Raw genomic sequence first — 22,549 nt, 5'->3', positions numbered from 1 at the left:
GGCCGACAACAACTCGACGTTCGACGGGGTGGGGTTGGCCGGCCGACAACAAGTCGACGTTCGACGGGGTGGGGGTTGGCCGCGGCGGCGTGAGACCATATTCGGCATGCCAGGACCACTAGTGCTGCTCGATGGCGCCAGCATGTGGTTCCGTTCGTATTTCGGGGTCCCGTCCTCGATCACCGCGCCAGACGGCCGGCCCGTCAACGCGGTTCGCGGATTCATCGATTCCGTCGCCTTTGTGATCACCCAACAGCGACCAAGCCGGCTGGTGGTCTGCCTGGACCTGGATTGGCGGCCGCAGTTCAGGGTCGACCTCGTGCCGTCCTACAAGGCCCACCGCGTGGCCGAGCCCGAGCCGCCGGGCGAACCGGACATCGAGGAGGTCCCCGACGACCTGACGCCCCAGATAGACATGATCGCCGAATTGCTTGACGCCTTCGGGATTCCGACGGCGGGCGCGGAGGGTTTCGAGGCCGACGACGTGCTGGGCACGTTGGCGGCGCGGGAACGCGACGACCCGGTCGTGGTGGTCAGCGGTGACCGCGACCTGATGCAGGTGGTGTCGGACGATCCGGTCCCGGTGCGGGTGCTCTACCTCGGCCGCGGGCTGAGCAAAGCCACGTTGTTCGGGCCGGCCGAGGTGGCCGAGCACTACGGCGTGCCGGTCGAGCGGGCCGGGCCCGCCTACGCCGAACTCGCGTTGCTGCGCGGCGACCCGTCCGACGGCCTACCGGGCGTTCCGGGCGTCGGCGAGAAGACCGCGGCCTCGTTGCTGGCCCAGCACGGCTCGCTGGAACAGATCCTGGCCGCCGCCCACGATCCGAAGTCGAAGATGCCCAAGGGCCTGCGGGCGAAACTGCTGGGCGCGCTGGACTACATCGAGGCGGCCGGCGACGTGGTGCGGGTGGCCACCGACGCGCACGTCACGTTTTCGACGGCCAGCGACGAACTACCGCTGGTCGCGGCCGATCCGCAACGAACCGCCAAGCTGGCGACCGAACTGGGCGTCGGATCGTCGATCGCGCGCCTGCAGAAAGCGCTCGACGCGCTGCCGACCTAAGGGTCCGCTACTGCGGGCGGCCGACCTCGTAGGTGCCCTTGTTGTCCTGGAACGTCACCGTCACGTGCTTCGGCGCGCCGTCGATGCTGACGTCGCAGTCGAACGTGGCGCCCTTCTTGACGGTCGGGTTTTGCCCGTGGTTGCACTTGACGTCCTTGACGTTCTTGGCGCCGTAGCCGTTCGTTTCGTCGCTGAGGACCTGCTGAACCCCGGCCTGCGCCTTGCTGACGTCGAGCTTGGTGGTGACGAAGAAGCCCGGCTGCCAGAATCCCAGCACCAGCACGACGACGACGAGCAGCAACGCGATGCCGCCGCCCACGCCGGCGATCAGCCCAACCGGTCGCTTCTTGCCGGGCTGCTCATAGGGCGGGTACTGCTGCGGGTACTGGCCCGGCTGGCCGTATTGACCGTACTGCCCGTATTGACCCGGCGGTGGGTATTGGCCCGGCTGCCCGTACTGGCCGGGCTGCGGGTACTGGCCCGGCTGCCCGTACTGACCCGGCTGGGCGTATTGACCCGGCTGCCCGTACTGCCCGGGCTGGGCATAGCCCGGCTGCTGGGGGTACTGCTGCGGATAGGCCTGTTCAGCCGGCTGCTGGTACTGCGGGTATTCGGCCGGCGGCGTGTAGGCGGGCGCCTGCCACGAGGCCTCCTGGGTCTGCTGGTCGTGCCAGGACGGCGCCACCTGGGTCGGGTCCGACGAGTGGTCGCTGCCTTGACCTTGGCCGGGCGGTTGCCACTGCTGGTCCGATCCCTGCGGTCCGCTCATCTTTCTCCTCAGCCCCTTGTGTCTCGGCATGAACTATCGGCGTTTAACGGTAGCTCCGGCCTAGCCTACCCGGCGTCAACTGCAACGACGCCGCGCCGAATGTCGTTGATGGCCCGCTTCGCGGTGGCCCGAACCTCGGCGTCCGGGGCGGCGTTGCGCACCTGATCCAGCAGGTCAAGCGCCTGCCGGCACCAGCGCACGAAATCGCCCGCCAGCAGGGGCGAGCCGCTGCCCGCCGGGTCGGCCGCCGCCAGCGCCGCGGCCAGATCACCCGTCCGGGCCCAACGGTAGATGACGTTGACGAAGCCGTCGTCGGGTTCGCGGCTCGGGGCGATCCGGTGCGTCTGCTCGTCGGCGCGCAACGCCATTGACAGCCGCGACGTCTGCTGCAACGCCTGGCGTAGCGGCTGTGTGGGGGCGTCGGCGGCAAACGCCGCGCCCGGCCCGTCCCCGCCCCGGCTCTCGTACAGCACCGACGAGACCACCGCCGCCAGCTCGGCGGGCTTCAAACCGGACCACGCGCCGGTGCGCAGGCATTCGGCGACCAGCAGATCGCTTTCGCTGTAGATGCGCGCCAGCAGCCGCCCGTCGTCGGTGACGCGGGGATCGCCGTCGCGGCCTTCGATGAAGCCACGCTCGGTGAGCAGCCCGACGATCCGATCGAAGGTCCGAGCCAGCGAATTGGTCGCTGCCGCAACCTTTTTCTCCAATTGCGCGTTGTCGCGTTCGATCCGCAGATAGCGCTCGGCCTGCCGGACCTGTTCTTCCCGGCCGGGCGTGTTGTGCGACGGGTGCCGCCGCAGCTGTTCGCGCAGCTTCGCCAGCTCGGGGTCATGAAATTCTCCGTCGGCGTCCCCGCGGCCGCGGCGCTTCGCCGGAATGGCCAGCCCGGCGGCGGCCGACCGCAGCGCCGACGCCAGATCGCGGCGGACGCGCGGCTGCCGGTGCTCGACCCGCTTCGGCAGGGGCATCGACCCGACCGGCGCCGACATGCCCGAATAGTCGGCCGAGGAAATCCTACCCGCCCAACGGTTTTCGGTCAGCACCAGCGGCCGCGGGTCGGAGCTGTCGCGGGCGGATTCCAGCACCACGGCCAGCCCACCGCGCCGGCCGTGGGTGATGTTGATGATGTCGCCCCGGCGCAGCGCGGCCAGCGCGTCGCTGGCCGCCTGCCGGCGTTGCAGACGCGAGGCACGCGACTGGGCGCGCTCCATCTCGGAGATGCGCGCGCGCATCCGGGCGTATTCGAGGATCGGCGCTTTGGGGCCGCCCAGCTCGCCGGCGATCTCACCCAGCATCGCGTCGCCCCGCTCGATGCCGCGCACCAGCCCGACGACCGAACGGTCGGCCTGATACTGCGCAAATGACTGCTCCAGCAACCGATGTGCTTGCTCGGGGCCCATCTGCTGCACGAGGTTGATCGTCATGTTGTACGACGGGGCGAACGAACTGCGCAGCGGGAAGGTGCGGGTGGAGGCCAGCCCGGCCACCGCGGAGGGTTCGGTGGTTTCTTCGGTGGGATTCCAGAGCACCACCGCGTGGCCCTCGACATCGATGCCGCGCCGGCCGGCGCGCCCGGTCAACTGCGTGTACTCCCCCGGCGTCAGCGCCACATGCTGCTCGCCGTTGAACTTGACCAGCCGCTCGAGCACCACGGTGCGGGCAGGCATGTTGATCCCCAGCGCCAACGTCTCGGTGGCGAACACGGCCCGCACCAGCCCGGCGGTGAACAGCTCTTCGACCGTGTGCCGGAAGGCGGGCAACATGCCGGCGTGGTGGGCGGCCAGACCGCGCAGCAGCCCCTCGCGCCACTCGTAGTAGCCGAGCACGGCGAGGTCGGCGTCGGCGAGATCGCCGCAGCGATGCTCGATCACCTCCGCGATCTGCGCCCGCTCTTCCTGGGTGGTCAGCTGCAGGGGGGAACGCAGGCATTGCTGGACGGCGGCGTCACAGCCGGCCCGCGAGAACACGAACGTGATCGCCGGCAGCAGCCCTTCGGCGTCCAGGCTCGCGATCACGTCCGGACGCGCCGGCGTGCGGTAGAGCCGGGGCCGGCCCGACCGCGCCGGCGGACGCCCACGTCCGGCACTTCGCCGCGGCTGCCAATCCGACATCCGATCCGCCTCACGGCGATGGGTGATGTGCCGCAACAGATCCGGGTTGACGCGGGGCTCGCGCGGGGCGCCCGGCTGCTCGGGGGCGTCCGAATGCCGGTAATCGAAGAGGTCGAAAAGTCGCTTGCCGACCAACACGTGTTGCCAGAGCGGCACCGGCCGGTGTTCGTCGACGACGACCGTCGTATCGCCGCGCACGGTCTGGATCCAGCCGCCGAACTCCTCGGCGTTGCTCACCGTCGCCGACAGGCTGACCACGCGGACTTCGTCCGGAAGGTGCAGGATCACCTCTTCCCACACCGGGCCCCGCATCCGGTCGGCCAGGAAGTGCACTTCGTCCATTACCACGTAGGAAAGGCCCCGCAGCGCAGGCGAATCCGCGTAGAGCATGTTGCGCAGCACCTCGGTCGTCATGACCACGACGGGCGCATCGGCGTTTACCGACATGTCCCCGGTGAGCAGGCCGATGCGGTCGCGGCCGTAGCGCGCCGTCAGGTCGGTGTGCTTCTGGTTGCTCAGCGCTTTGAGCGGCGTGGTGTAGAAGCACTTGCCGCCGGCCGCCAGCGCCAGGTGTACCGCGAATTCCCCGACGACGGTCTTGCCGGCGCCGGTCGGCGCGCAGACCAGCACGCCGTGGCCGCGTTCGAGCGCCGCACACGCCCGATGCTGAAAGCCGTCGAGCGAAAAGGGCAGATCCGTGGCGAATCGGGTGAGCTCGACCAGCTCCGTCACCTCGTGGGGCACCGACGGTTCAGGTGACATCGTCGTGTTGCCCCGCGCTGACCGAGGGCTCCGGTATCGCGGCGGGCCGCTCGATGACCGATGCTTCGTCGTCGGGGACCACCGCCTGGGCGTCGCGCTTGGCCTTCCGCTTGTCGTGGAGCCGGGCGATCTGGATGGCGAACTCGAGGAGCACGGACAGCGCCAGCCCGAGCGCGGTCATCGAGAACGGATCGGAGCCTGGTGTGAATACCGCCGCGAACACGAACATCGCGAAGATCAGGCCGCGCCGCCACGACTTGAGCCGCTGGTAGGTCAGCAGGCCGACGGTGTTGAGCATGACGATCAGCAGCGGGAATTCGAAGCTGACGCCGAACACCACCAGCAGATTGATCAGGAACCCGAAATAGCGGTCACCGGACAGGGCGGTCACCTGGACGTCGCTGCCGACCGTCAGCAAAAAGCCCAGGGCCTTGGACAGCACGAAGTAGGCCAGCGCCGCGCCCGCACCGAACAGCACCACGGCCGGGACCACGAACGCGATCGCGAAGCGGCGCTCCTTCTGGTAGAGCCCGGGGGTGATGAACGCCCACAGCTGGTAGAACCAGACCGGGCAGGCCAGCACCACCCCGGCGGTCAGTCCCACCTTGAGCCGCAGCATGAACTGGTCGAACGGCGCGGTGGCCAGCAGCCGGCATTGCCCGTTGGCGCTGATGTCCGCGCGCGCCGACTGCGGCAGCGAGCAGTAGGGATGACGCAGCCACTCGCCGAGGCTTTCCAGCCCGAAGATCGGATGCGAGTACCAGACGAACCCGAAAATCGTGGTCAGCACGATGGCCGCCAGGGAAATCAGCAGCCGCCTGCGCAGTTCGGTGAGGTGGTCGACCAGCGACATGGTCGCGTCCGGGTTGGTGCGACTGCGTCTGTTGCGTGGGTTGAGGCGCTTCAGCAGGCCAGAAGTGCGCGCTGAAACCTTGAGTGATTTCACGATGCTCGTCTAGGGCTCGGTCAGGGGCGCTCGGGCACCGCGACGATGACGGCGGCTACGCCGGGCGTGCTTCGCTGTGCCCCTGCTCGCTGGGCGCCGGAGGGTCGACCCGCTGCGACTGCACGGGCGTGGGGTTCGCCGCGGGGGCGTCGCTTTGGGTCCCCAAAGCCGAGTTCTCCGGCTTGTTCTCGCTCTGCATTTCCCGGATCTCGGACTTGAAGATCCGCATCGACTTGCCCAACGAACGCGCCGCGTCGGGGAGCTTCTTGGCACCAAACAGCAAGATCACCACGACCGCGAGGATCGCCCAGTGCCACGGACTCAGACTGCCCACTTTGATTACCTCCAGACGTTGACCCGATGCTACCGCAGCAGCGCCGCGTGGCGGTGGGCCCGCGCCGCGCCGAGGGGCCGCGTTGCCTGGACTTTTATGAGCTCAGGGCGTCATACGACGCCACCGCGGCGGCCGCGGCGTCTCGCACCCGCTGCGCCAGCGACTCCGGTGCCAGCACCCGCACGGCCGGCCCCAGGCCCAGCACCAGCCGCGTCATCCAGTCCTCGGAGGCGTAGGTCATCACCGCCTCGCAGGATCCGTCGGGCAACTCGCGCACGTCGCGCATCGGGTAGTACTCGAACATCCAGGACGCCGTGGGCGCGACCCGTAGCTTGGCGAACGGCAGCGAGGGATCACCGTCGAACAGCGAGGTGTCGGGGGGCGCATGCAGCGCCGGCTCGGGCGGCGCGGCGGGCTCGTCGAGTTCGCTGGCCTCCACGATCCGGTCGAAGCGGAACAGCCGGACCCCTTCGGCCTCCCGCGACCAGGCCTCCAGGTAGCTGTGGCCGCCGATCAGCAGCACCCGGATGGGATCGACGACCCGGCTGGTGAGGGTGTCGTGCGAGGCGGAGTAGTAGTCGATGGCCAGCGCGTGTCGCGACTGCACGGCGGCGCGCACCGCGGCGGCGGCCCGGCTTTCCGCCGGCGCGGGCTCGTCGACGGCCGTCGCGGCGGGTGTGGTGTCGTGGCCGAGGGCTCCCGCGGCGTCCTCGATCTTGGCGATCGCACTGCGCGCGGCTTCCGGGTCGACGACGCCGGGGATGTCGGCCAGCGCCCGCAGCGCCACCAGCAGGCCCGTGGCCTCCGGCGAGGTGAGCTTGAGCGGTCGGTCGATGCCGGCGGAGAACGTCACCTCGATGGTGTCCCCGGAGAACTGGAAATCGATGAGGTCGCCCGGGAAGTAGCCGGGAAGGCCGCACATCCAGAGCTGGTTGAGGTCCTCTTCGAGTTGCTTGGCCGAGACCCCGAGGTCGGCGGCGGCCTTGGCCCGGGTGACCCGCGCGTTGGCCTGGAAGTACGGGACCATGTTCAGCAGCCGGACCAGGCGGGTGGAGATGGCGGTCATGCGGACACGCCCGCATGCGCCCGCAACCGGGCCAGCACGTCGTCGCGCAGCGATTGCGGCTCGAGCACCAGGGCGTCGGCGCCGTAGCCGGCGATGTCACGGGCGAGCTGGTCGGTGGATCGGATGTCGAGCTCGATCACCTCGCCGTCGCGCTCACCCAGCCGCCGTTCGCCGACGTGCCTGCCGGCCCGGCGCAGCGCGGTGGCCCGCCCGGCGGCCACCCATACCTGGGCCACCCCGCCGGCCGGTGTCGCTGCAACGTCGGTGACCGTCTGGGCCACGATCCGGCGCAGGTCAATGCCTTCCGGCACGGTGACCGCGCCCGCCGGGCCGATCGGCGTGACGTCGGGACCGATCCGGGAGAGCCGGAAAGTCCGGGTGGCGTCGCGGTCGCGGTCGTGGCCCACCAGATACCAGCGGCCCTTCTCGGTGACGACGCCCCAGGGCTCGACGGTGCGGGTGGCGTAGGGCTCGGCCCGCGACGGCCGGTGCGGAAACTGGACCGCCCGTCGGGAATCGATGGCCGACAACAGGATTCCGAGAACATCCTCCGAGCCACGCAGGCCCGGCACTCCGACCGGCGACGCGATGGCGACCGGCGCGTCGGGATCGACGTCGACGCCGGCGGCGCGCAGTTTGAGCAGCGCCCCCTGGGTGGCGGTGATGAGCTCGGGTGACTCCCACAGCTGGGTCGCGACGGCGACCGCGGCCGCCTCGTCCGGGGTCAGGTCGACCGGCGCGAGCGAATAGGCGTCGCGGTTGATCCGGTAGCCCTCGGTGGGGTCCCACGCCGACACCCTGCCGACCTCGAGCGGGATGCCGAGGTCGCGCAGCTCGTTCTTGTCGCGCTCGAACATGCGGGAGAACGCCTCGGCGCTCGCGCTCTCCGAGTAACCCGCCACACTCGACCTGATCTTTTCCGCCGTGATGTACCCGCGGGTGGACAGCAGGGCGATGACCAGGTTCACCAACCGTTCGACTTTTGACGTCGCCATTGGCACCAGATTATTCGATGGTCGCCGCCCGGCGCTTCCACCCGCGCACCGCGTCGCGCAACCGCATCGGAGCGGCTACATGCTGGCGATCAGCCGCTTGACCCGCTCGTCGACCGCACGGAAGGGGTCCTTGCACAGCACGGTCCGCTGCGCCTGGTCGTTGAGCTTGAGGTGCACCCAGTCGACGGTGAAGTCACGGCCGGCGGCCTGGGCGGCGCTGATGAACTCGCCACGCAGCCGCGCCCGGGTGGTCTGCGGCGGATTGTCGACCGCCTCGGCGATGTCCTCGTCGGTGGTGACGCGGGCCGCAAGTCCCTTGCGCTGCAGCAGATCAAAGACGCCGCGCCCGCGCTTGATGTCGTGGTAGGCCAGGTCGAGCTGGGCGATCTTCGGGTCGGACAGCTCCATGCTGTAGCGGTCCTGGTAGCGCTGGAACAGCTTGCGCTTGATCACCCAGTCGATCTCGGTGTCCACCTTGGCGAAGTCCTGGCTCTCGACGGCGTCGAGCTGGCGACCCCACAGGTCGACGATCTGCTCGATCTGGGCGTTGGGTTCGCGGGTCTGCAGGTGCTCGACCGCGCGACTGTAATACTCGCGCTGGATGTCCAGGGCGCTGGCCTGACGCCCGCCCGCCAGCCGCACCGGCCGCCGGCCGGTGATGTCGTGGCTGACCTCGCGGATGGCGCGGATGGGGTTGTCCAGCGAGAAATCCCGGAACGGCACGCCCGCTTCGATCATCTCGAGCACCAGCGCGGCGGTGCCCACCTTGAGCATGGTGGTGGTTTCGCACATGTTGGAGTCGCCGACGATCACGTGCAGGCGCCGGTACTTCTCGGCGTCGGCGTGCGGCTCGTCGCGGGTGTTGATGATCGGCCGGCTGCGGGTGGTGGCCGACGAGACGCCCTCCCAAATGTGCTCGGCACGTTGGGAAAGGCAGAACGTCGCGGCCTTCGGGGTCTGCAGCACCTTGCCGGCCCCGCAGATCAACTGGCGCGTGACCAGGAACGGCAGCAGGACGTCGGAGATCCGGGAGAATTCGCCGGCCCGCACGATCAGGTAGTTCTCGTGGCACCCGTAGGAGTTGCCCGCCGAATCGGTGTTGTTCTTGAACAGGTAGATGTCGCCGCCGATGCCCTCGTCGGCGAGGCGCTGCTCGGCGTCGACGAGCAGGTCTTCGAGCACCCATTCCCCGGCGCGGTCGTGGGTGACCAGCTGCACCAGGCTGTCGCACTCGGCGGTGGCGTACTCGGGGTGGCTGCCCACGTCGAGGTAGAGGCGGGCGCCGTTACGCAGGAAGACGTTGGAGCTGCGCCCCCACGACACGACCCGCCGGAACAGGTAGCGGGCCACCTCGTCCGGGCTGAGCCGGCGATGGCCGTGGAATGTGCAGGTGACCCCGAACTCGGTCTCGATGCCCATGATTCGTCGCTGCACGTAATCGAGCGTACTGGTTGTCCGAGCGTGACGGTGAGCAAGCCGCGCGTATCGATCGACGAACTTTTGCGCGGGCCGGTTTTATGGCCGCGCCGCCCACGCGGCAATGACGCGGCCGGGGCGCAACCCCGGGGAGATGCGAAGCCTCATCGGCACCTTGAGCACCGGCAGCCACACCAGCACCACCGCCTCAGACGCCATGCCCGACGGTGGTCTAGCCGGGCGAGCCGCCGTTCGACTCCGACTCGTCACCGTCGCCGTCGCCGTCGGAGGCTCCGTTCGAATCCAGTTCGCGCAGCAAATTCTCCAGAGTGGCGCGGTTGATCCGCCGGAACGCCCGCCGCGGGCGGTTGACGTCCAAGATGGCGACCTCCAGGCTGGCCACGTCCAGGGTGGACTGGTCGCCGTTGGAGGATTCGCTGCCGGCCCGCAACGCTTTGACGGCGATGCGGGTGGCCTCGCGCAGGTTGGCGTTTTCGGCGTACGAGTCCTTGAGCGCGGTGGTGATCGGCTCGGTGGTGCCACCCATCACCACGAAATGCGGCTCGTCGGCGATCGATCCGTCATAGGTAATGCGGTACAACTCAGGCGGTTTCGACTCGCCGTAGTGCGCCACCTCGGCGACGCACAATTCCACCTCGTAGGGCTTGGCCTGTTCGGTGAAGATGGTGCCCAGCGTCTGCGCGTAGACGTTGGCGAGCTGGCGGCCGGTGACGTCGCGGCGGTCGTAGGCGTAACCGCGGGTGTCGGCGAATTGGATTCCGCCCCGGCGCAAATTGTCGAATTCGTTGAACTTGCCGGCGGCCGCGAAGCCCACGCGATCGTAGAGCTCGCTGATCTTCTGCAGCGACCGCGACGGGTTCTCCGCGACGAAAAGCACCCCGCCGGCATAGACCAGGGCGACCACGCTCTTGCCCCGGGCGATGCCCTTGCGCGCGAGCTCGCTGCGCTCGCGCATCGCCTGTTCGGGCGAGATGAAATACGGGAAGCTCACTTCTCACCACCATCGGGGCCGAAAGTGTCAGCGCGCGAACGGCTTTGAATCACCTCGCGAGCCAGCTCGGCGATGCGGCCCTCCGGCACTTCCAGCGCCCCCTCGGCGCCGATGGTGACCGCCGTGGGATAGATGCCGCGGACCAGATCCGGCCCGCCGGTCGCGGAGTCGTCGTCGGCCGCATCGTAGAGCGCCTCGATCGCGACCCGCACCGCGGAGTCGGCGTCGGTGACCTGCGAGTACAACTTCTTCATCGACGACTTGGCGAAAATGGAGCCCGAGCCCACCGACTGGTAGCCCTCCTCCTCCAGGTTCCAGCCGCCGGCGGCGTCGAACGACACGATGCGGCCGGCGCCTTCCGGATCGGGCGCGTCGATGTCGTAACCCACCAGCAGCGGCAACGCGACCAGCCCCTGCATGGCGGCGGCCAGGTTGCCGCGCACCATGATCGCCAGCCGGTTCACCTTGCCGGCAAACGTCAGCGGCACGCCTTCGAGTTTCTCGTAGTGCTCGAGTTCCACGGCGTAAAGGCGGGCGAACTCCACGGCGATGGCGGCGGTTCCGGCGATGCCGGTCGCGGTGTAGTCGTCGGTGATGTACACCTTTTTGACGTCGCGCCCGGCGATCATGTTGCCCTGCGTCGAGCGCCGGTCACCGGCGAGCACCACACCGCCGGGGTACTTCAGCGCGACGATCGTGGTCCCGTGGGGCAGCTGCGCCCCGGCGCTTTCCGACTGGACGGCCCCGAAGGAGGCCGGCAGCAACTCCGGCGCCTGACGGCGCAGGAAGTCGGCGAACGACGAAAGGTCTACGGCGGGGTTTCCCGGAAGTGCGGAGTTGATGGGTAGGCGATCAGAGAACTGCCAGGTCACTGGCCGCCCTTTTGGACGTATGCCCGCACGAAGTCCTCGGCGTTCTCCTCGAGAACGTCATCAATCTCGTCGAGCAAATCGTCAGTCTCCTCGGCCAGCTTCTCCCGGCGCTCTTGGCCCGCGGCCGTGCTGCCGGCGAAGTCGTCCTCGTCCCCGCCACCGCCGCCACGCTTGGTCTGCTCCTGAGCCATCGCCGCCTCCTGCGTTGTCTGGGCTTGTTGAATGGCCTTTCAATTGTCCAGCCACGCCGCCCGTTGGTCTTTCCTACCCTACCGGTCAACCCCGACGTTCCCCGGCCGAACCGGCGGCTAGCTGGTGAGTTGTTCGACCAGTTCCGCCGCGCTGTGCACCGAGTCCAGCAGCGCTCCCACGTGCGCTTTGCTGCCCCGCAGCGGCTCCAGCGTGGGAATGCGGACCAGGGAATCGCCCCCCAGGTCGAAGATCACCGAGTCCCAACTGGCCGCCGCGATGTCGGCGCCGAACCGGCGCAGGCATTCACCGCGGAAGTACGCGCGGGTGTCCGTCGGCGGGCTGTCCACCGCTTCGAGCACCTGGTGCTCGGACACCAGGCGCTTCATCGAGCCCCGCGCGACCAGCCGGTTGTACAGGCCCTTGTCCAGCCGGACGTCGGAGTATTGCAGGTCGACCAGGTGCAACCGCGGCGCCGACCAGCTCAGGTTCTCCCGCTGCCGGAACCCTTCGAGCAGGCGCAACTTGGCGGGCCAGTCCAGCAGCTCGGCGCACTCCATCGGATCGCGCTCGAGTTGGTCGAGCACGTGCGCCCAGGTTTCGACGATGTCGGCCGCCCGCGGATCGGGGTCGCGGCTGTCGACGAGCTTCGCCACCCGATCGAGGTAAACCCGTTGCAGCGCAAGCCCGGTCAGCTCTCGACCGTCGGCCAGGGCCACCGCGGCGCGCAGCGACGGGTCGCGGCTGATCGCGTGGACCGCGTGCACCGGCCGCGCCAGGGCCAGATCGCTCAGGTCGATTCCGTGCGCCGGGCCCTCTTCGATCAAGTCCAGCACCAGCGACGTGGTGCCCAGCTTCAGATAGGTCGACGTCTCCGCGAGGTTGGCGTCGCCGATGATGACGTGCAGGCGCCGGTACCGGTCGGCGTCGGCGTGCGGCTCGTCGCGGGTGTTGATGATGCCGCGCTTGAGGGTGGTCTCCAGGCCGACCTCGACCTCGATGTAGTCCGAGCGCTGCGACAGCTGAAAGCCGGGCTCGTCGCCGGAGGGTCCGATGCCCACGCGTCCCGACCCGGTGACCACCTGCCGCGAGACCAGGAAGGGGGTCAGCCCGGCGATGATCGCCGAGAACGGCGTCTGCCGCGACATCAAATAGTTTTCGTGCGACCCGTAGGAGGCGCCCTTGCCGTCGACGTTGTTCTTGTAGAGCTGCAACTTCGCGGCCCCGGGCACGCTGGCGACGTGTCGGGCGGCGGCCTCCATCACCCGTTCGCCGGCCTTGTCCCAGATCACGGCGTCGAGCGGGTCGGTGCATTCGGGCGCGGAGTATTCGGGGTGCGCGTGGTCGACGTAGAGCCGTGCCCCGTTGGTCAGGATCATGTTGGCCGCGCCGACCTCGTCGGCGTCGACCACCGGCGGCGGGCCGGCCGAGCGGCTCAGGTCGAACCCGCGCGCGTCGCGCAGCGGCGATTCCACCTCGTAGTCCCACCGGGTCCGCTTGGCGCGCTGAATGCCCGCCGCGGCCGCATAAGCCAAGACCGCCTGCGTCGACGTGAGGATCGGGTTCGCCGTCGGGTCCGATGGCGAGGAAATGCCGTATTCGACCTCCGTCCCGATAATCCTTTGCATGCTTCAAAGACTAGGCGAGGTGCGGAATTGACCTTCTCCCGGGCGTCGGCGCCCTGGCGCCGCTGGTCATCGGTGATCGCGTTTGCTGTTGACGCCGCCGACGACGGTGATTAGCTTCACGGGATGACCGACCTATCCGGGAAGCGTTACGGCGAAGTGCTTCTCGTGACCCCCGGGGAGGCGGGACCGCAGGCCACGGTGTACAACAGCTTCCCGCTCAACGACTGTCCGGCCGAGCTGTGGTCGAAGCTCGACGCACAGGCCATCGCCAAGGAGCACGGGGCGGCCACGGCGCTGCTCAACGGTCCGCGCTACTGGCTGATGAACGCCATCGAGAAGCAACGGCAAGGGCCGCAGATCACCAAGACCTTCGGCGGGATCGAGATGATTCAGCAGGCCACGGTCCTGCTGTCGTCGATGAACCCCGCGCCCTATACCGCCAATCAGGTCAACCGCCACACGGTCTTCGTCTTCAACCCGGGTGAAGAGGTCTACGAACTGCTCGATCCCGGCGGGCAGCGCTGGGTCATGCAGACCTGGAGCCAGGTCGCCGACCCCACCTTGTCGCGCGCCGACCTGCCCGGCTTGGCCGCCCGGCTCAACCTGCCGCACGGGTGGGCCTATCAGCCGCGCGTGCTGACCGAGGAGTTGCGGGTGGACACCCGCACCCGTTCCGCGCATGTCACGCAGGACGATCTGACGAACAGCTACTCGCTCCAGTTGGACTGACGCCGCGTCACAGGCGGTTTGCCATCCAACTCTGGTGCCGCACTGCCGCTTTGCGCGCGGCCTTGGCCAGTGCTCGGTCCGGCAGGTGACGGCCGAGCGCGTCGAGGACGAGCGCGGTCTCCGGTGCCGGATGACGCCAGATGTCGTCTAGCAACTGGGACGGGTCGGATAAACCGGCGAACAGGCTGCACAACTCCTCGGGCGACTCCAAGGACTCCGCGAGGACGTCGACGAGCACGGCAACGTCGACGAAGCTCGCGAGCGTCTCGGCGTCGGCGCGGTCCCGCTGGATCAGCCAGAGCGCGGCGTGGCCGGCGACCGGGCTGTCCAGCAGCTGACGAACGAAGGGTTCGGCGACGTCGATGTCGAACTCGTTCAGGGCGACGAAGCCCATCGTCCGGCCGGCCGCGGTCTCCATGGCCGCGGCAGCCTCGGTGACCATCTGCACCCGCTCGGCGGCCGGCCGGTCGGACCGCCAGTTTGCTATCAATGGCACATGAGTGTCCTTGCCCACCAACAGCATTGCGCCGATCAGGTCCGTCGCATCCCAGTCGTTGATTCGGTCGAGACGGCGCAGCGCGAATCCGGCGTCCTCCAGGTATTCCGGCACGACGTGACGACCCAGCGCGGTCAGCGCCACCGTCCCACCGGTCCAATTGCTAGGCCCAAGCGGCTGCGGCCGTTCGAGGGCGTCGGTCCAGCGCACCACACCGGCCTGCCGCAGCACGTCGAGGAGTCGGCCCATGTCGTCCTCGACGTATGCCTCCAGCGTGTCCTCCTCGTCGGCATACCAGCGCGGCGACGGCCGTTGCGCGGCAACCAGCGCGTGCACCCACTCCAGCAAGGATTCGAAGGGAAGATTCGCGCCGTCTTGCAGCAGCGGCGCCAGCCAACACGCGATCCCGTCGTCGAGCAGGTCGTGCATGACGTGCTGCTCGGGATAGAGCTGCGCCGAATGCAACGACCGCAACGGACGTGACAAGAGGATCGCCGCGAACAGCGACTCCGCCCGCTCCACGGGCGAGCGCATCCCCCACTCCTGCCCCGGCAGCACCCGGTGGCGATGCACGTCCACCGCGCCCGCCTCGATAGCCACTTGGACGAGGAAATTCAGACGACGCAGCGCCGCCGTCGACCGCGCCGGATATTTCAGCTCGCCCAACTCGAAATCCAACACGTCGCCGGTGTCGAGGCGCTCCACCAGCGCGCGACCATCAGCCAGTTCGAGTTCGTCCTTGTCGGTGAGCGGCTTGCCGTCGGGCCCGAGATAGTCGCGCAAGGCATCGAGTTTGGCGAGCAGCGGGACCGCCGTCGCGGCGGCCGCCAGATCGGTCGCGGACGGCGGAACGTAGAGGAACGGCAGTTCGAAGGGCTCGGGCGCGTCGCCCGGGACCGGAAGATCCTCGACAACGGTAGGGTCGCGTGCTTCGGCCAGCAGGGTCGGCGCAAGGTCGTCGGCCAGCCTGCGCAACCTGGCGGCGCGGTCGGCACCGCCGACCAGACGCCCCGTTGCCTCCATGAAGTCGACGTATACGCCGACCGCGAAGCACAGACTGGCGGCGTCGTCCGGCCGGCCTTCGAACCGCCGCGGACACCACTCCAGCAGAAACTCCGCGATATCGGCGGGCGCGAAATCGTCGAGCACACCGGTGGAGTCGAAGTAACGCCAGTCCAGAAAGACGGCGACGTCGGAGACGACGGCTTCCCGATCCGAGTCGACTCCGGACCACCAACCGTCGAGCTCGTCCAGCAGCACGCCACGAACCTGGTCGTAGGCGTCGTTGTCACCCGGAGCCTCAAAGCGGAGCCGCACGGGTGCGACGCTAGCCGGTGGCGCCGACAAATGTTTACAAGTACTGACCCAGGTTCGACTCGGTGTCGATGGCCCGCGACGCGCTCGAGCTCTTGCCGGTGACCAGCGTGCGGATGTAAACGATCCGCTCGCCCTTCTTGCCCGAAATCCGCGCCCAGTCATCGGGGTTGGTGGTGTTGGGCAGGTCCTCGTTCTCGGCGAACTCGTCGACGATCGAGTCGAGCAAATGCTGGATGCGCAGGCCCGGTTGACCGGTTTCCAGCACTGACTTGATCGCGTTCTTCTTCGCCCGGTCGACGACGTTCTGGATCATCGCCCCGGAGTTGAAGTCCTTGAAGTACATGACTTCCTTGTCACCGTTGGCGTAGGTGACCTCCAGGAACCGGTTGTCGTCGATCTCGGCGTACATCCGCTCGACGACCTTCTCGATCATCGCCTTGATGCAGGCCGTGCGGTCGCCGCCGAACTCGGCGAGGTCGTCGGCGTGCAGCGGCAGCTCCTCGGTCAGGTACTTCGAGAAGATGTCTTGCGCCGCTTCGGCATCCGGGCGCTCGATCTTGATCTTCACGTCGAGCCGGCCCGGCCGCAGGATCGCGGGGTCGATCATGTCCTCGCGGTTGGACGCGCCGATCACGATGACGTTCTCGAGCCCCTCGACGCCGTCGATCTCGCTGAGCAGCTGCGGGACCACGGTCGTCTCGACGTCCGAAGACACCCCCGTGCCACGGGTGCGGAAGATCGAGTCCATCTCGTCGAAGAACACAATCACCGGGGTGCCTTCCGACGCCTTCTCGCGGGCGCGCTGGAAGATCAGCCGGATGTGGCGCTCGGTCTCGCCGACGAACTTGTTCAGCAGCTCGGGGCCCTTGATGTTGAGAAAGTACGACTTGGCCTCGCGCGCGTCGTCGCCGCGGACCTCGGCCATCTTCTTGGCCAACGAGTTCGCCACCGCCTTGGCGATCAGCGTCTTACCGCAGCCGGGCGGACCGTAGAGCAGCACACCTTTGGGCGGCCGCAGCGCGTACTCCCGGTAGAGCTCCTTGTGCAGGAAGGGCAGCTCCACGGCGTCGCGGATCTGCTCGATCTGGCGGGTCAGGCCGCCGATGTCCAGGTAGCTGACATCGGGCACCTCTTCCAGCACCAGGTCCTCGACCTCGGCCTTGGGGATGCGCTCGAACGCGTAGCCGGCCTTGGTGTCGACCAGCAACGAGTCGCCGGGCCGCAGCTTGCGGGGCCGGGTGTCGTCGTTGAGGGCGTCGGGATGACCGTCCGGCAGGTTCTCGGCGACCAGCGGCTCGGCGAGCCAGACGATGCGTTCCTCGTCGGCGTGCCCGACCACGAGCGCCCGGTGCCCGTCGGCCAAGAGCTCACGCAGTGTGGAGATCTCGCCGACCGACTCGAAGGTGCCCGCTTCCACGACCGTCAGCGCCTCGTTGAGGCGAACGGTCTGGCCCTTACGCAGCAACGCGACTTCGATGTTCGGCGAGCACGTCAGGCGCATCTTGCGGCCGGACGTGAACACGTCGACGGTGTCGTCCTCGTGCGTGCCGAGCAGGACGCCGTAGCCGCTGGGCGGCTGCCCCAACCGGTCGACTTCCTCCCGCAACGCCAGCAGTTGCTGGCGGGCCTCTTTGAGGGTCTCCATCAACTTCGAGTTACGGGACGCGAGGGAGTCGATGCGCGCTTCGAGCTGATGCACGTCGCGGGCAGAGCGGGCGCCGCCTTGCGCACCGACCGTGTGCTCGAGCTGCTCGCGCAACATCGCCGCCTCGCGGCGTAGCTGCTCCAACTCGGCCTCGTCGCCGCTGGACATGTCTGATTCGTGGGGGGTTCCGAAAGCTTCAGAACGCTCTGAGCTACCCATCTTGCGCTCCTTTCCCACACCGAATTGGCGCGGCGGATACTTCAAAGCTACCGGCGATTGACGATTGATGTGCGTAGTCAAATACCCACGAAAAGTTAAGATTTTCGTCACGCTGGTAATCTCGGCCACTAATCGTGATGATCGAAACGGTTTCGGGAGGTGGCACAGTGACCGCAAAAAGCCTCGCCACCGGCTCGGCTCGCGTCGCAGTCACCGCCGGTGTGACTTCAGTTGCACCCATCGGCCCGACCTTAGCGACATCGCTCCAACCCGAAGCGGCCAGAGCCGTTTAGCCGGCCGACACACTGGATGCATCGACCACTGTCCGTAGCGCTCAGCACCGCCACAGCCCTGGCGGTGGTCGGTCTCGCCGCGTGTTCGTCGAAGCACCCCGCAAGCGAGTCATCGACCGTCTCGTCGCTGCCGCCGGCCACGTCCAGCCAAGTTGCTGCGCCCGTCACGGCTCCCCTGCCACCGCCCGAAGCCCTCACCGATGTCCTGGCCCGCCTGGCCGATCCGAACGTCCCCGGCGACGCCAAGGTGAGTCTGGTGGAGGGCGCCACCCCGGAGAGCGCGGCCACGTTGGACAAGTTCACCAACGCGTTGCGGGACAACGGCTACCTGCCGATGACGTTCGCCGCGAACGACATCGCGTGGTCGGACAAGAACCCGTCCAATGTGAAGGCCAGCGTCGCCGTCCACACCGCCCAGGCCGACAACGCGAACTTCACCTTCCCGATGGAATTCGCTCCCTTCCAAGGCGGTTGGCAGCTTTCCCGGCACACCGCCGAAACGCTGTTGGCCCTGGGCAAGTCGCCGGCGGCCCCGTCCTCCGGGGCCCCCGCGAGCCCGCCCGAACCCGCACCGCCGCCGCCACCGCCGGCTCCCGAACCCGGTCCGTCCCAAAACCCGCCGGGCTGACGCGCCGGATGTGGATCGGCTGGCTCGAGTTCGACGTGTTGCTGGGCGACGTTCGCTCGCTCAAACAGAAGCGATCGGTCGTCCGTCCCGTCGTCGCCGAACTGCAGCGCAAGTTCAGCGTCTCGGCGGCCGAGACGGGTTCGCACGAGTTGTATCGACGGGCCGGCATCGGGGTCGCCCTGGTTTCGGGTGACCGCGGCCACGCGGTCGACGTGCTGGACGCGGCCGAGCGGCTGGTGGCCGCGCATCCCGAGTTCGAGCTGCTGTCGGCGCGACGCTCGCTGGTGCGCCCCGAAGATCTGGCCTAGTCGACGGCGACCGCTGCGATCGCCACTAACCGTCGCGGCCTTCGCGCTTGCGGCCCAGCGGCGCGGGCGCAACCACCCCGGGGGCGAGCCGTCGCGTGAAGATCAGGAACGCCGTGTGCCCGCGCATCGAATGCTGCGGGCGCACCGCGAGCCCGACGACATTCCACCCGCGTTGCAACGTCTCCCACGACCGCGGCTCGGTCCAGCACTGCTGCGCCCGCAGCGCCTCGACGGCGCGCGACAGTTGGGTGACGGTGGCCACATAGATCATCAGCACGCCGCCGGGGATGAGCAGCCGCGCGACCGACTCCAGCACCTCCCACGGCGCGAGCATGTCGAGCACGGCGCGATCGAAGGATCCGTCCGGCAGCTCGGAGTCGGCCACATCGCTGACGATCAATTCCCAGTTGTCCGGCGCCTCGCCGCCGGCGAACACCGACACATTGCGTTGGGCGTGCTCGGCATGGTCGGCGCGCTGCTCGTAGGAGACCACCCGCCCGCCGGGCCCCACGGCGCGCAGCAGCGAACAGGTCAGCGCGCCCGAACCGGCCCCGGCCTCGAGCACCCGGGCGCCGGGGAAGATGTCGCCCTCGTGAACGATCTGAGCCGCGTCCTTCGGATAGATCACCTGCGGGCCGCGGGGCATCGACATCACGTAGTCGATCAACAGCGGCCGCAGCACCAGGTACGCGGCGCCGTTACTGGACTTGATCACGCTGCCCTGCTCGAGCCCGATGACCGCGTCGTGTGGGATCGACCCGCGATGGGTGTGGAACTCGGCGCCCTCGGCGAGCACCATCGTGTAATGCCGGCCCTTGGCGTCGGTGAGCTGCACACGCTCGCCCACGGTGAACGGGCCGGTTACGGACACGCGGTCTAGCGTGCCAGCCGACTCGCCCGCACGGGTGCTTGGGGGTTGTCGGAGCCCGGTCATAGGCTTTCGACATGATCGTCCAGCCGGAGGCTCCGCAGTCGGTGACGGGCCCGGCGAGGCAGGTGTCCCGCCCGGCGCTGTCACCGTCGCGGGCGGCGGACTTCAAGCAATGCCCACTGCTGTACCGCTTCCGGGCCATCGACCGCCTGCCCGAGGCCCCGTCGCCGGCGCAGCTGCGCGGGTCCCTGGTTCACGCCGCCCTGCAGCAGCTTTACGAGCTGCCCGCCGCGCAGCGCGGCCCCGACACCGCCCTGTCGCTGGTGCAGCCCGCCTGGGAGCAGGTGATGGCCGCGACGCCGGAGATGACTGCGGGATTGGACCCGGCACAGCGCTCCCAGCTGCTGGCCGAGGCCCAGGCGTTGCTCGCCGGCTACTACCGCCTCGAGGACCCGACGCGTTTCGACCCGCAATGCTGCGAAGAACGCGTGGAGGTCGAACTCGCCGACGGCACGCTGCTGCGCGGATTCATCGACCGCATCGACGTCGCCGCCACCGGAGAGCTCCGGGTGGTCGACTACAAGACCGGCAAGGCGCCACCGGAAGCGCGGGCCCTGGCCGAGTTCAAGGCCATGTTCCAAATGAAGTTCTACGCGGTGGCCCTGTTGCGTTCGCGCGGCGTGCCGCCCACCCGGCTGCGGCTGATCTACCTGGCCGACGGTCAGGTCCTGGACTATTCGCCGGATCACGACGAGCTGCTGCGCTTCGAGAAGACCCTGATCGCGATCTGGCGCGCCATCCAATCCGCCGGCCAGACGGGCGATTTCCGTCCCACCCAGTCGCGATTGTGCGACTGGTGCCCCCACCAGCAGCACTGCCCGCTTTTCGGTGGGACACCGCCGCCCTACCCGGGCTGGCCGGAATCGTTTGACCCGCAAAGCGATTCGCGCTCGAGCGAGCCGGCGGCGTAGCGCCTAGTCCAGCGGCGACAACTCCTGCAGCACCGTCGGAATGAGCTCGCTGACCGTGGGATGGATGTGCATGGTGCGGGAGAGCGTGGTGTACGGCGCGTTGGCCGACATGACGTCCAGGATGCAGTGAATGGCCTCGTCGCCGCCGACCCCGAAGACGGCGGCGCCAAGGATCTCCTTGGTTTCGGCGTCGACCACGACTTTCATGAAGCCTTGTGTCTCACCCTTTTCCACCGCACGGCCGACTCTGGTCATCGGCCGCTTTCCGACGAGCGCCTTGCGCCCCGACGCGCGGACCTGCTCGACGGTCAGGCCGGCGCGCCCCAGCGGCGGATCGATGTAGAGCGCGTAGGTGGTGATGCGGTCGCTCACCCGCCGCGGGTCGCCGTCGAGCAGGTTGGCGGCGACGATCTCGAAGTCGTTGTACGAGGTGTGGGTGAACGCGCCCTTGCCGTTACAGTCGCCCATCGCCCAGATGTGCTCGACGCTGGTCTTGAGCTGATCGTCGACGACGATATAGCCGCGGGCGTCGGTCCGCACACCGGCGGCCTGCAGGCCCAGGTCGTCGGTGCTGGGGCGCCGGCCCGCCGCCAGCAGCAGATGACTCCCGCGGATGGGCGTGGCGCCATCGCGCGGGATGAGTTCAAATCCGTTGTCAGTCTTGGTGACCCGCACGTCGTCGGCGTCGACGACGATGTCGATGTCCTCGGCTTGCAGGATTTCTTCGATGGTGGCCGAGACATCCTCGTCTTCGCGCGACGCCAGCCGCGGACCCCGCTCCACCACCGTCACCCGCGCCCCGAAGCGCCGGTACATCTGCGCGAACTCCAGCGCGATGTAGCTGCCTCCCACGATGACGAGATGTGTTGGCAGTTCATCGAGTTCGAGGATCGACGCGTTGGTGAGGAAGTCGACCTCGTCCAGGCCCGGAATGTCGGGCACCACGGCGCGGCCGCCGACGTTGAGGAAGATGCGGTCGGCGTGCAGCACGTCGTCACCGACCCGCACGGTGTGCGGATCGGTGAATACCGCGTGCCCGCGGACGACGGTGCAGCCGTCCATGCCCTCGAGCCAGTCTTCGACACCCTTGCGGTCGTCGAGCATGATCTCGTCCTTGCGGGCCTTGACTTTCGCCATGTCCACGCTGATCTCGCCGGTGCCGACGCCGTAGTCGGCGCCGCGGCGCGCCAGGTGCGCGGCATGCGCGGAGGCCACCAGCGTCTTGGTCGGGATGCACCCGGTGTTGACGCACGTGCCGCCGATCAGTTTGCGTTCGACGATCGCGACGCGCTGCCCGGCTGCCGTCAGCCGCCCCGCCAACGGCGGGCCCGCCTGGCCCGCACCGACGATGATCGCGTCGAAATGTTCTGTCACTTAACCGCCGTCAGCAGGTACTCCGTCAGCACGTGGCCCGTCACGGCCACGATGACGAGTCCCCCGACGATCGCGACCGCGTCCTCGAGCAGCGCGATGGGCAGGTCCCGGCCCGCCGCGGCGGCCAGCCGCTTGCGCGCCTGGTAACCGCCGAGCGTGCCCAGCACCGCGCCGATGACGCCGGCGCCGAGCGCGGTAAAGGTCCAGTGCGGCCAGGCGCCCAGCGCCGCGCCCGCGAGGCCACCCATCACGATGCGGCCCGCGAAGATCGGTGCCGCCGTGCGCGGCGGGGTCTTGGGCAGCTTGTCGTTGATCAATTCGCCGACGGCGAGGACCGTGAAGACGACCACCGCGACGATGCTGGCCATCCAGGACGCCCACGTGCCGTGCAGGTCGATCCACCCCAGGAGGGCGGGGGCGGCGGCCCAGGCGACCACCGCGGGCGCCGTCAGCGAACGCAACCCGGCAACGACACCAATCAACAAAGCCAGCAACACAACAAGCGCGTGAGTCACGAAGACCTCCTGGAGGA

21 protein-coding genes are annotated in these 22,549 nt (G+C 68.5%); 5 read left to right on the top strand and 16 right to left on the bottom strand.

Going from position 1 to position 22,549, the window contains the following annotated elements; genetic code table 11:
- The first annotated feature begins 106 nt into the window (after positions 1–106).
- Positions 107–1,063: a 5'-3' exonuclease gene (locus tag P6281_RS11680; protein WP_020188912.1), complete on the top strand. Its 957-nt coding sequence runs from the start codon at positions 107–109 to the stop codon at positions 1,061–1,063.
- 7 nt (positions 1,064–1,070) lie between these two features.
- Here the strand turns inward: P6281_RS11680 and P6281_RS11675 are convergent, their stop codons facing one another.
- The 11 genes from P6281_RS11675 to dop form a co-directional block, all read right to left on the bottom strand.
- On the bottom strand, positions 1,071–1,832 hold the full coding sequence (locus P6281_RS11675; protein WP_008256331.1) for a DUF4333 domain-containing protein: 762 nt from the start codon (positions 1,830–1,832) through the stop codon (positions 1,071–1,073).
- Positions 1,833–1,897: 65 nt separating this feature from the next.
- On the bottom strand, positions 1,898–4,678 hold the full coding sequence (locus P6281_RS11670; protein ID WP_065503838.1) for a DEAD/DEAH box helicase: 2,781 nt from the start codon (positions 4,676–4,678) through the stop codon (positions 1,898–1,900).
- A 19-nt stretch (positions 4,679–4,697) separates the two neighbouring features.
- Positions 4,698–5,654 carry a twin-arginine translocase subunit TatC gene (gene tatC / locus P6281_RS11665; protein ID WP_104150816.1) on the bottom strand — a complete coding sequence of 319 codons (957 nt, stop codon included), beginning with the start codon at positions 5,652–5,654 and terminating at the stop codon, positions 4,698–4,700.
- A 55-nt stretch (positions 5,655–5,709) separates the two neighbouring features.
- On the bottom strand, positions 5,710–5,988 hold the full coding sequence (gene tatA / locus P6281_RS11660) for a Sec-independent protein translocase subunit TatA (protein ID WP_009953370.1): 279 nt from the start codon (positions 5,986–5,988) through the stop codon (positions 5,710–5,712).
- Positions 5,989–6,082: 94 nt separating this feature from the next.
- Positions 6,083–7,054, bottom strand: coding sequence for a helix-turn-helix transcriptional regulator (locus P6281_RS11655; protein WP_324738896.1), 972 nt, complete (start codon positions 7,052–7,054; stop codon positions 6,083–6,085).
- Entirely contained in the window at positions 7,051–8,049 is a 999-nt protein-coding gene (locus tag P6281_RS11650; protein ID WP_014941842.1) for a helix-turn-helix transcriptional regulator, read from the bottom strand. The genes P6281_RS11655 and P6281_RS11650 overlap by 4 nt, the downstream gene beginning before the upstream one ends.
- Positions 8,050–8,124: 75 nt before the next feature.
- Positions 8,125–9,483 (bottom strand): Pup--protein ligase, encoded by a 1,359-nt coding sequence (gene pafA, locus P6281_RS11645; RefSeq protein ID WP_008256314.1) that lies wholly within the window; start codon positions 9,481–9,483, stop codon positions 8,125–8,127.
- A 214-nt stretch (positions 9,484–9,697) separates the two neighbouring features.
- Entirely contained in the window at positions 9,698–10,477 is a 780-nt protein-coding gene (gene prcA, locus P6281_RS11640; RefSeq protein ID WP_324738894.1) for a proteasome subunit alpha, read from the bottom strand.
- Entirely contained in the window at positions 10,474–11,349 is an 876-nt protein-coding gene (gene prcB, locus P6281_RS11635; protein WP_008256310.1) for a proteasome subunit beta, read from the bottom strand. The genes prcA and prcB overlap by 4 nt, the downstream gene beginning before the upstream one ends.
- Positions 11,346–11,540, bottom strand: a complete 195-nt coding sequence (locus tag P6281_RS11630; RefSeq protein ID WP_009953377.1) for a ubiquitin-like protein Pup — start codon at positions 11,538–11,540, stop codon at positions 11,346–11,348. Before P6281_RS11630 ends, prcB begins: the two co-directional genes overlap by 4 nt.
- Before the next feature lie 117 nt (positions 11,541–11,657).
- The gene (dop, locus tag P6281_RS11625; RefSeq protein WP_008256308.1) at positions 11,658–13,166 is read right to left on the bottom strand and encodes a pup deamidase/depupylase; all 1,509 of its coding nucleotides are present in this window, start codon (positions 13,164–13,166) and stop codon (positions 11,658–11,660) included.
- 123 nt (positions 13,167–13,289) lie between these two features.
- On the opposite strand from dop, the gene P6281_RS11620 reads away from it, so the two are divergent.
- A complete protein-coding gene (locus P6281_RS11620) occupies positions 13,290–13,895 on the top strand; it encodes a hypothetical protein (protein ID WP_009953378.1) in 606 nt (201 codons plus the stop codon).
- Between the two features lie 7 nt (positions 13,896–13,902).
- Here the strand turns inward: P6281_RS11620 and P6281_RS11615 are convergent, their stop codons facing one another.
- Together P6281_RS11615 and arc are read right to left on the bottom strand one after the other, a co-directional pair.
- Positions 13,903–15,708, bottom strand: coding sequence for a hypothetical protein (locus tag P6281_RS11615; RefSeq protein ID WP_201358445.1), 1,806 nt, complete (start codon positions 15,706–15,708; stop codon positions 13,903–13,905).
- 34 nt (positions 15,709–15,742) lie between these two features.
- Positions 15,743–17,572 carry a proteasome ATPase gene (arc, locus tag P6281_RS11610; RefSeq protein ID WP_008256304.1) on the bottom strand — a complete coding sequence of 610 codons (1,830 nt, stop codon included), beginning with the start codon at positions 17,570–17,572 and terminating at the stop codon, positions 15,743–15,745.
- Positions 17,573–17,881: 309 nt separating this feature from the next.
- Between arc and P6281_RS11605 the strand changes: the two genes are divergently transcribed.
- Both P6281_RS11605 and P6281_RS11600 read left to right on the top strand, forming a co-directional pair.
- Positions 17,882–18,493, top strand: coding sequence for a hypothetical protein (locus tag P6281_RS11605; protein WP_201358444.1), 612 nt, complete (start codon positions 17,882–17,884; stop codon positions 18,491–18,493).
- Between the two features lie 8 nt (positions 18,494–18,501).
- Positions 18,502–18,801: a DUF503 domain-containing protein gene (locus P6281_RS11600; protein WP_202377301.1), complete on the top strand. Its 300-nt coding sequence runs from the start codon at positions 18,502–18,504 to the stop codon at positions 18,799–18,801.
- A gap of 25 nt (positions 18,802–18,826) precedes the next feature.
- On the opposite strand, the gene trmI is transcribed toward P6281_RS11600, so the two are convergent.
- Complete coding sequence (gene trmI / locus P6281_RS11595; protein ID WP_041784964.1) at positions 18,827–19,672, bottom strand: tRNA (adenine(58)-N(1))-methyltransferase TrmI; 846 nt, start codon at positions 19,670–19,672, stop codon at positions 18,827–18,829.
- Between the two features lie 74 nt (positions 19,673–19,746).
- Here trmI and P6281_RS11590 point away from each other — a divergent pair, with 74 nt between their 5' ends.
- Positions 19,747–20,643 carry a RecB family exonuclease gene (locus tag P6281_RS11590; protein ID WP_009953385.1) on the top strand — a complete coding sequence of 299 codons (897 nt, stop codon included), beginning with the start codon at positions 19,747–19,749 and terminating at the stop codon, positions 20,641–20,643.
- Positions 20,644–20,646: 3 nt separating this feature from the next.
- Here P6281_RS11590 and P6281_RS11585 read toward each other — a convergent pair whose 3' ends face one another.
- On the bottom strand, positions 20,647–22,017 hold the full coding sequence (locus P6281_RS11585) for an FAD-containing oxidoreductase (RefSeq protein ID WP_324738892.1): 1,371 nt from the start codon (positions 22,015–22,017) through the stop codon (positions 20,647–20,649).
- Positions 22,014–22,532 carry a membrane protein gene (locus tag P6281_RS11580; protein ID WP_026071592.1) on the bottom strand — a complete coding sequence of 173 codons (519 nt, stop codon included), beginning with the start codon at positions 22,530–22,532 and terminating at the stop codon, positions 22,014–22,016. The genes P6281_RS11585 and P6281_RS11580 overlap by 4 nt, the downstream gene beginning before the upstream one ends.
- Between the last annotated feature and the right edge of the window lie 17 nt (positions 22,533–22,549).

It is taken from the genome of Mycobacterium sp. 5-140-3-2 (assembly GCF_035666375.1).
Lineage (GTDB): Bacteria > Actinomycetota > Actinomycetes > Mycobacteriales > Mycobacteriaceae > Mycobacterium > Mycobacterium intracellulare.
The sequence above is the reverse complement of the archived record's forward strand: the minus strand, read 5'-3'. Positions and strand labels throughout refer to the sequence as shown.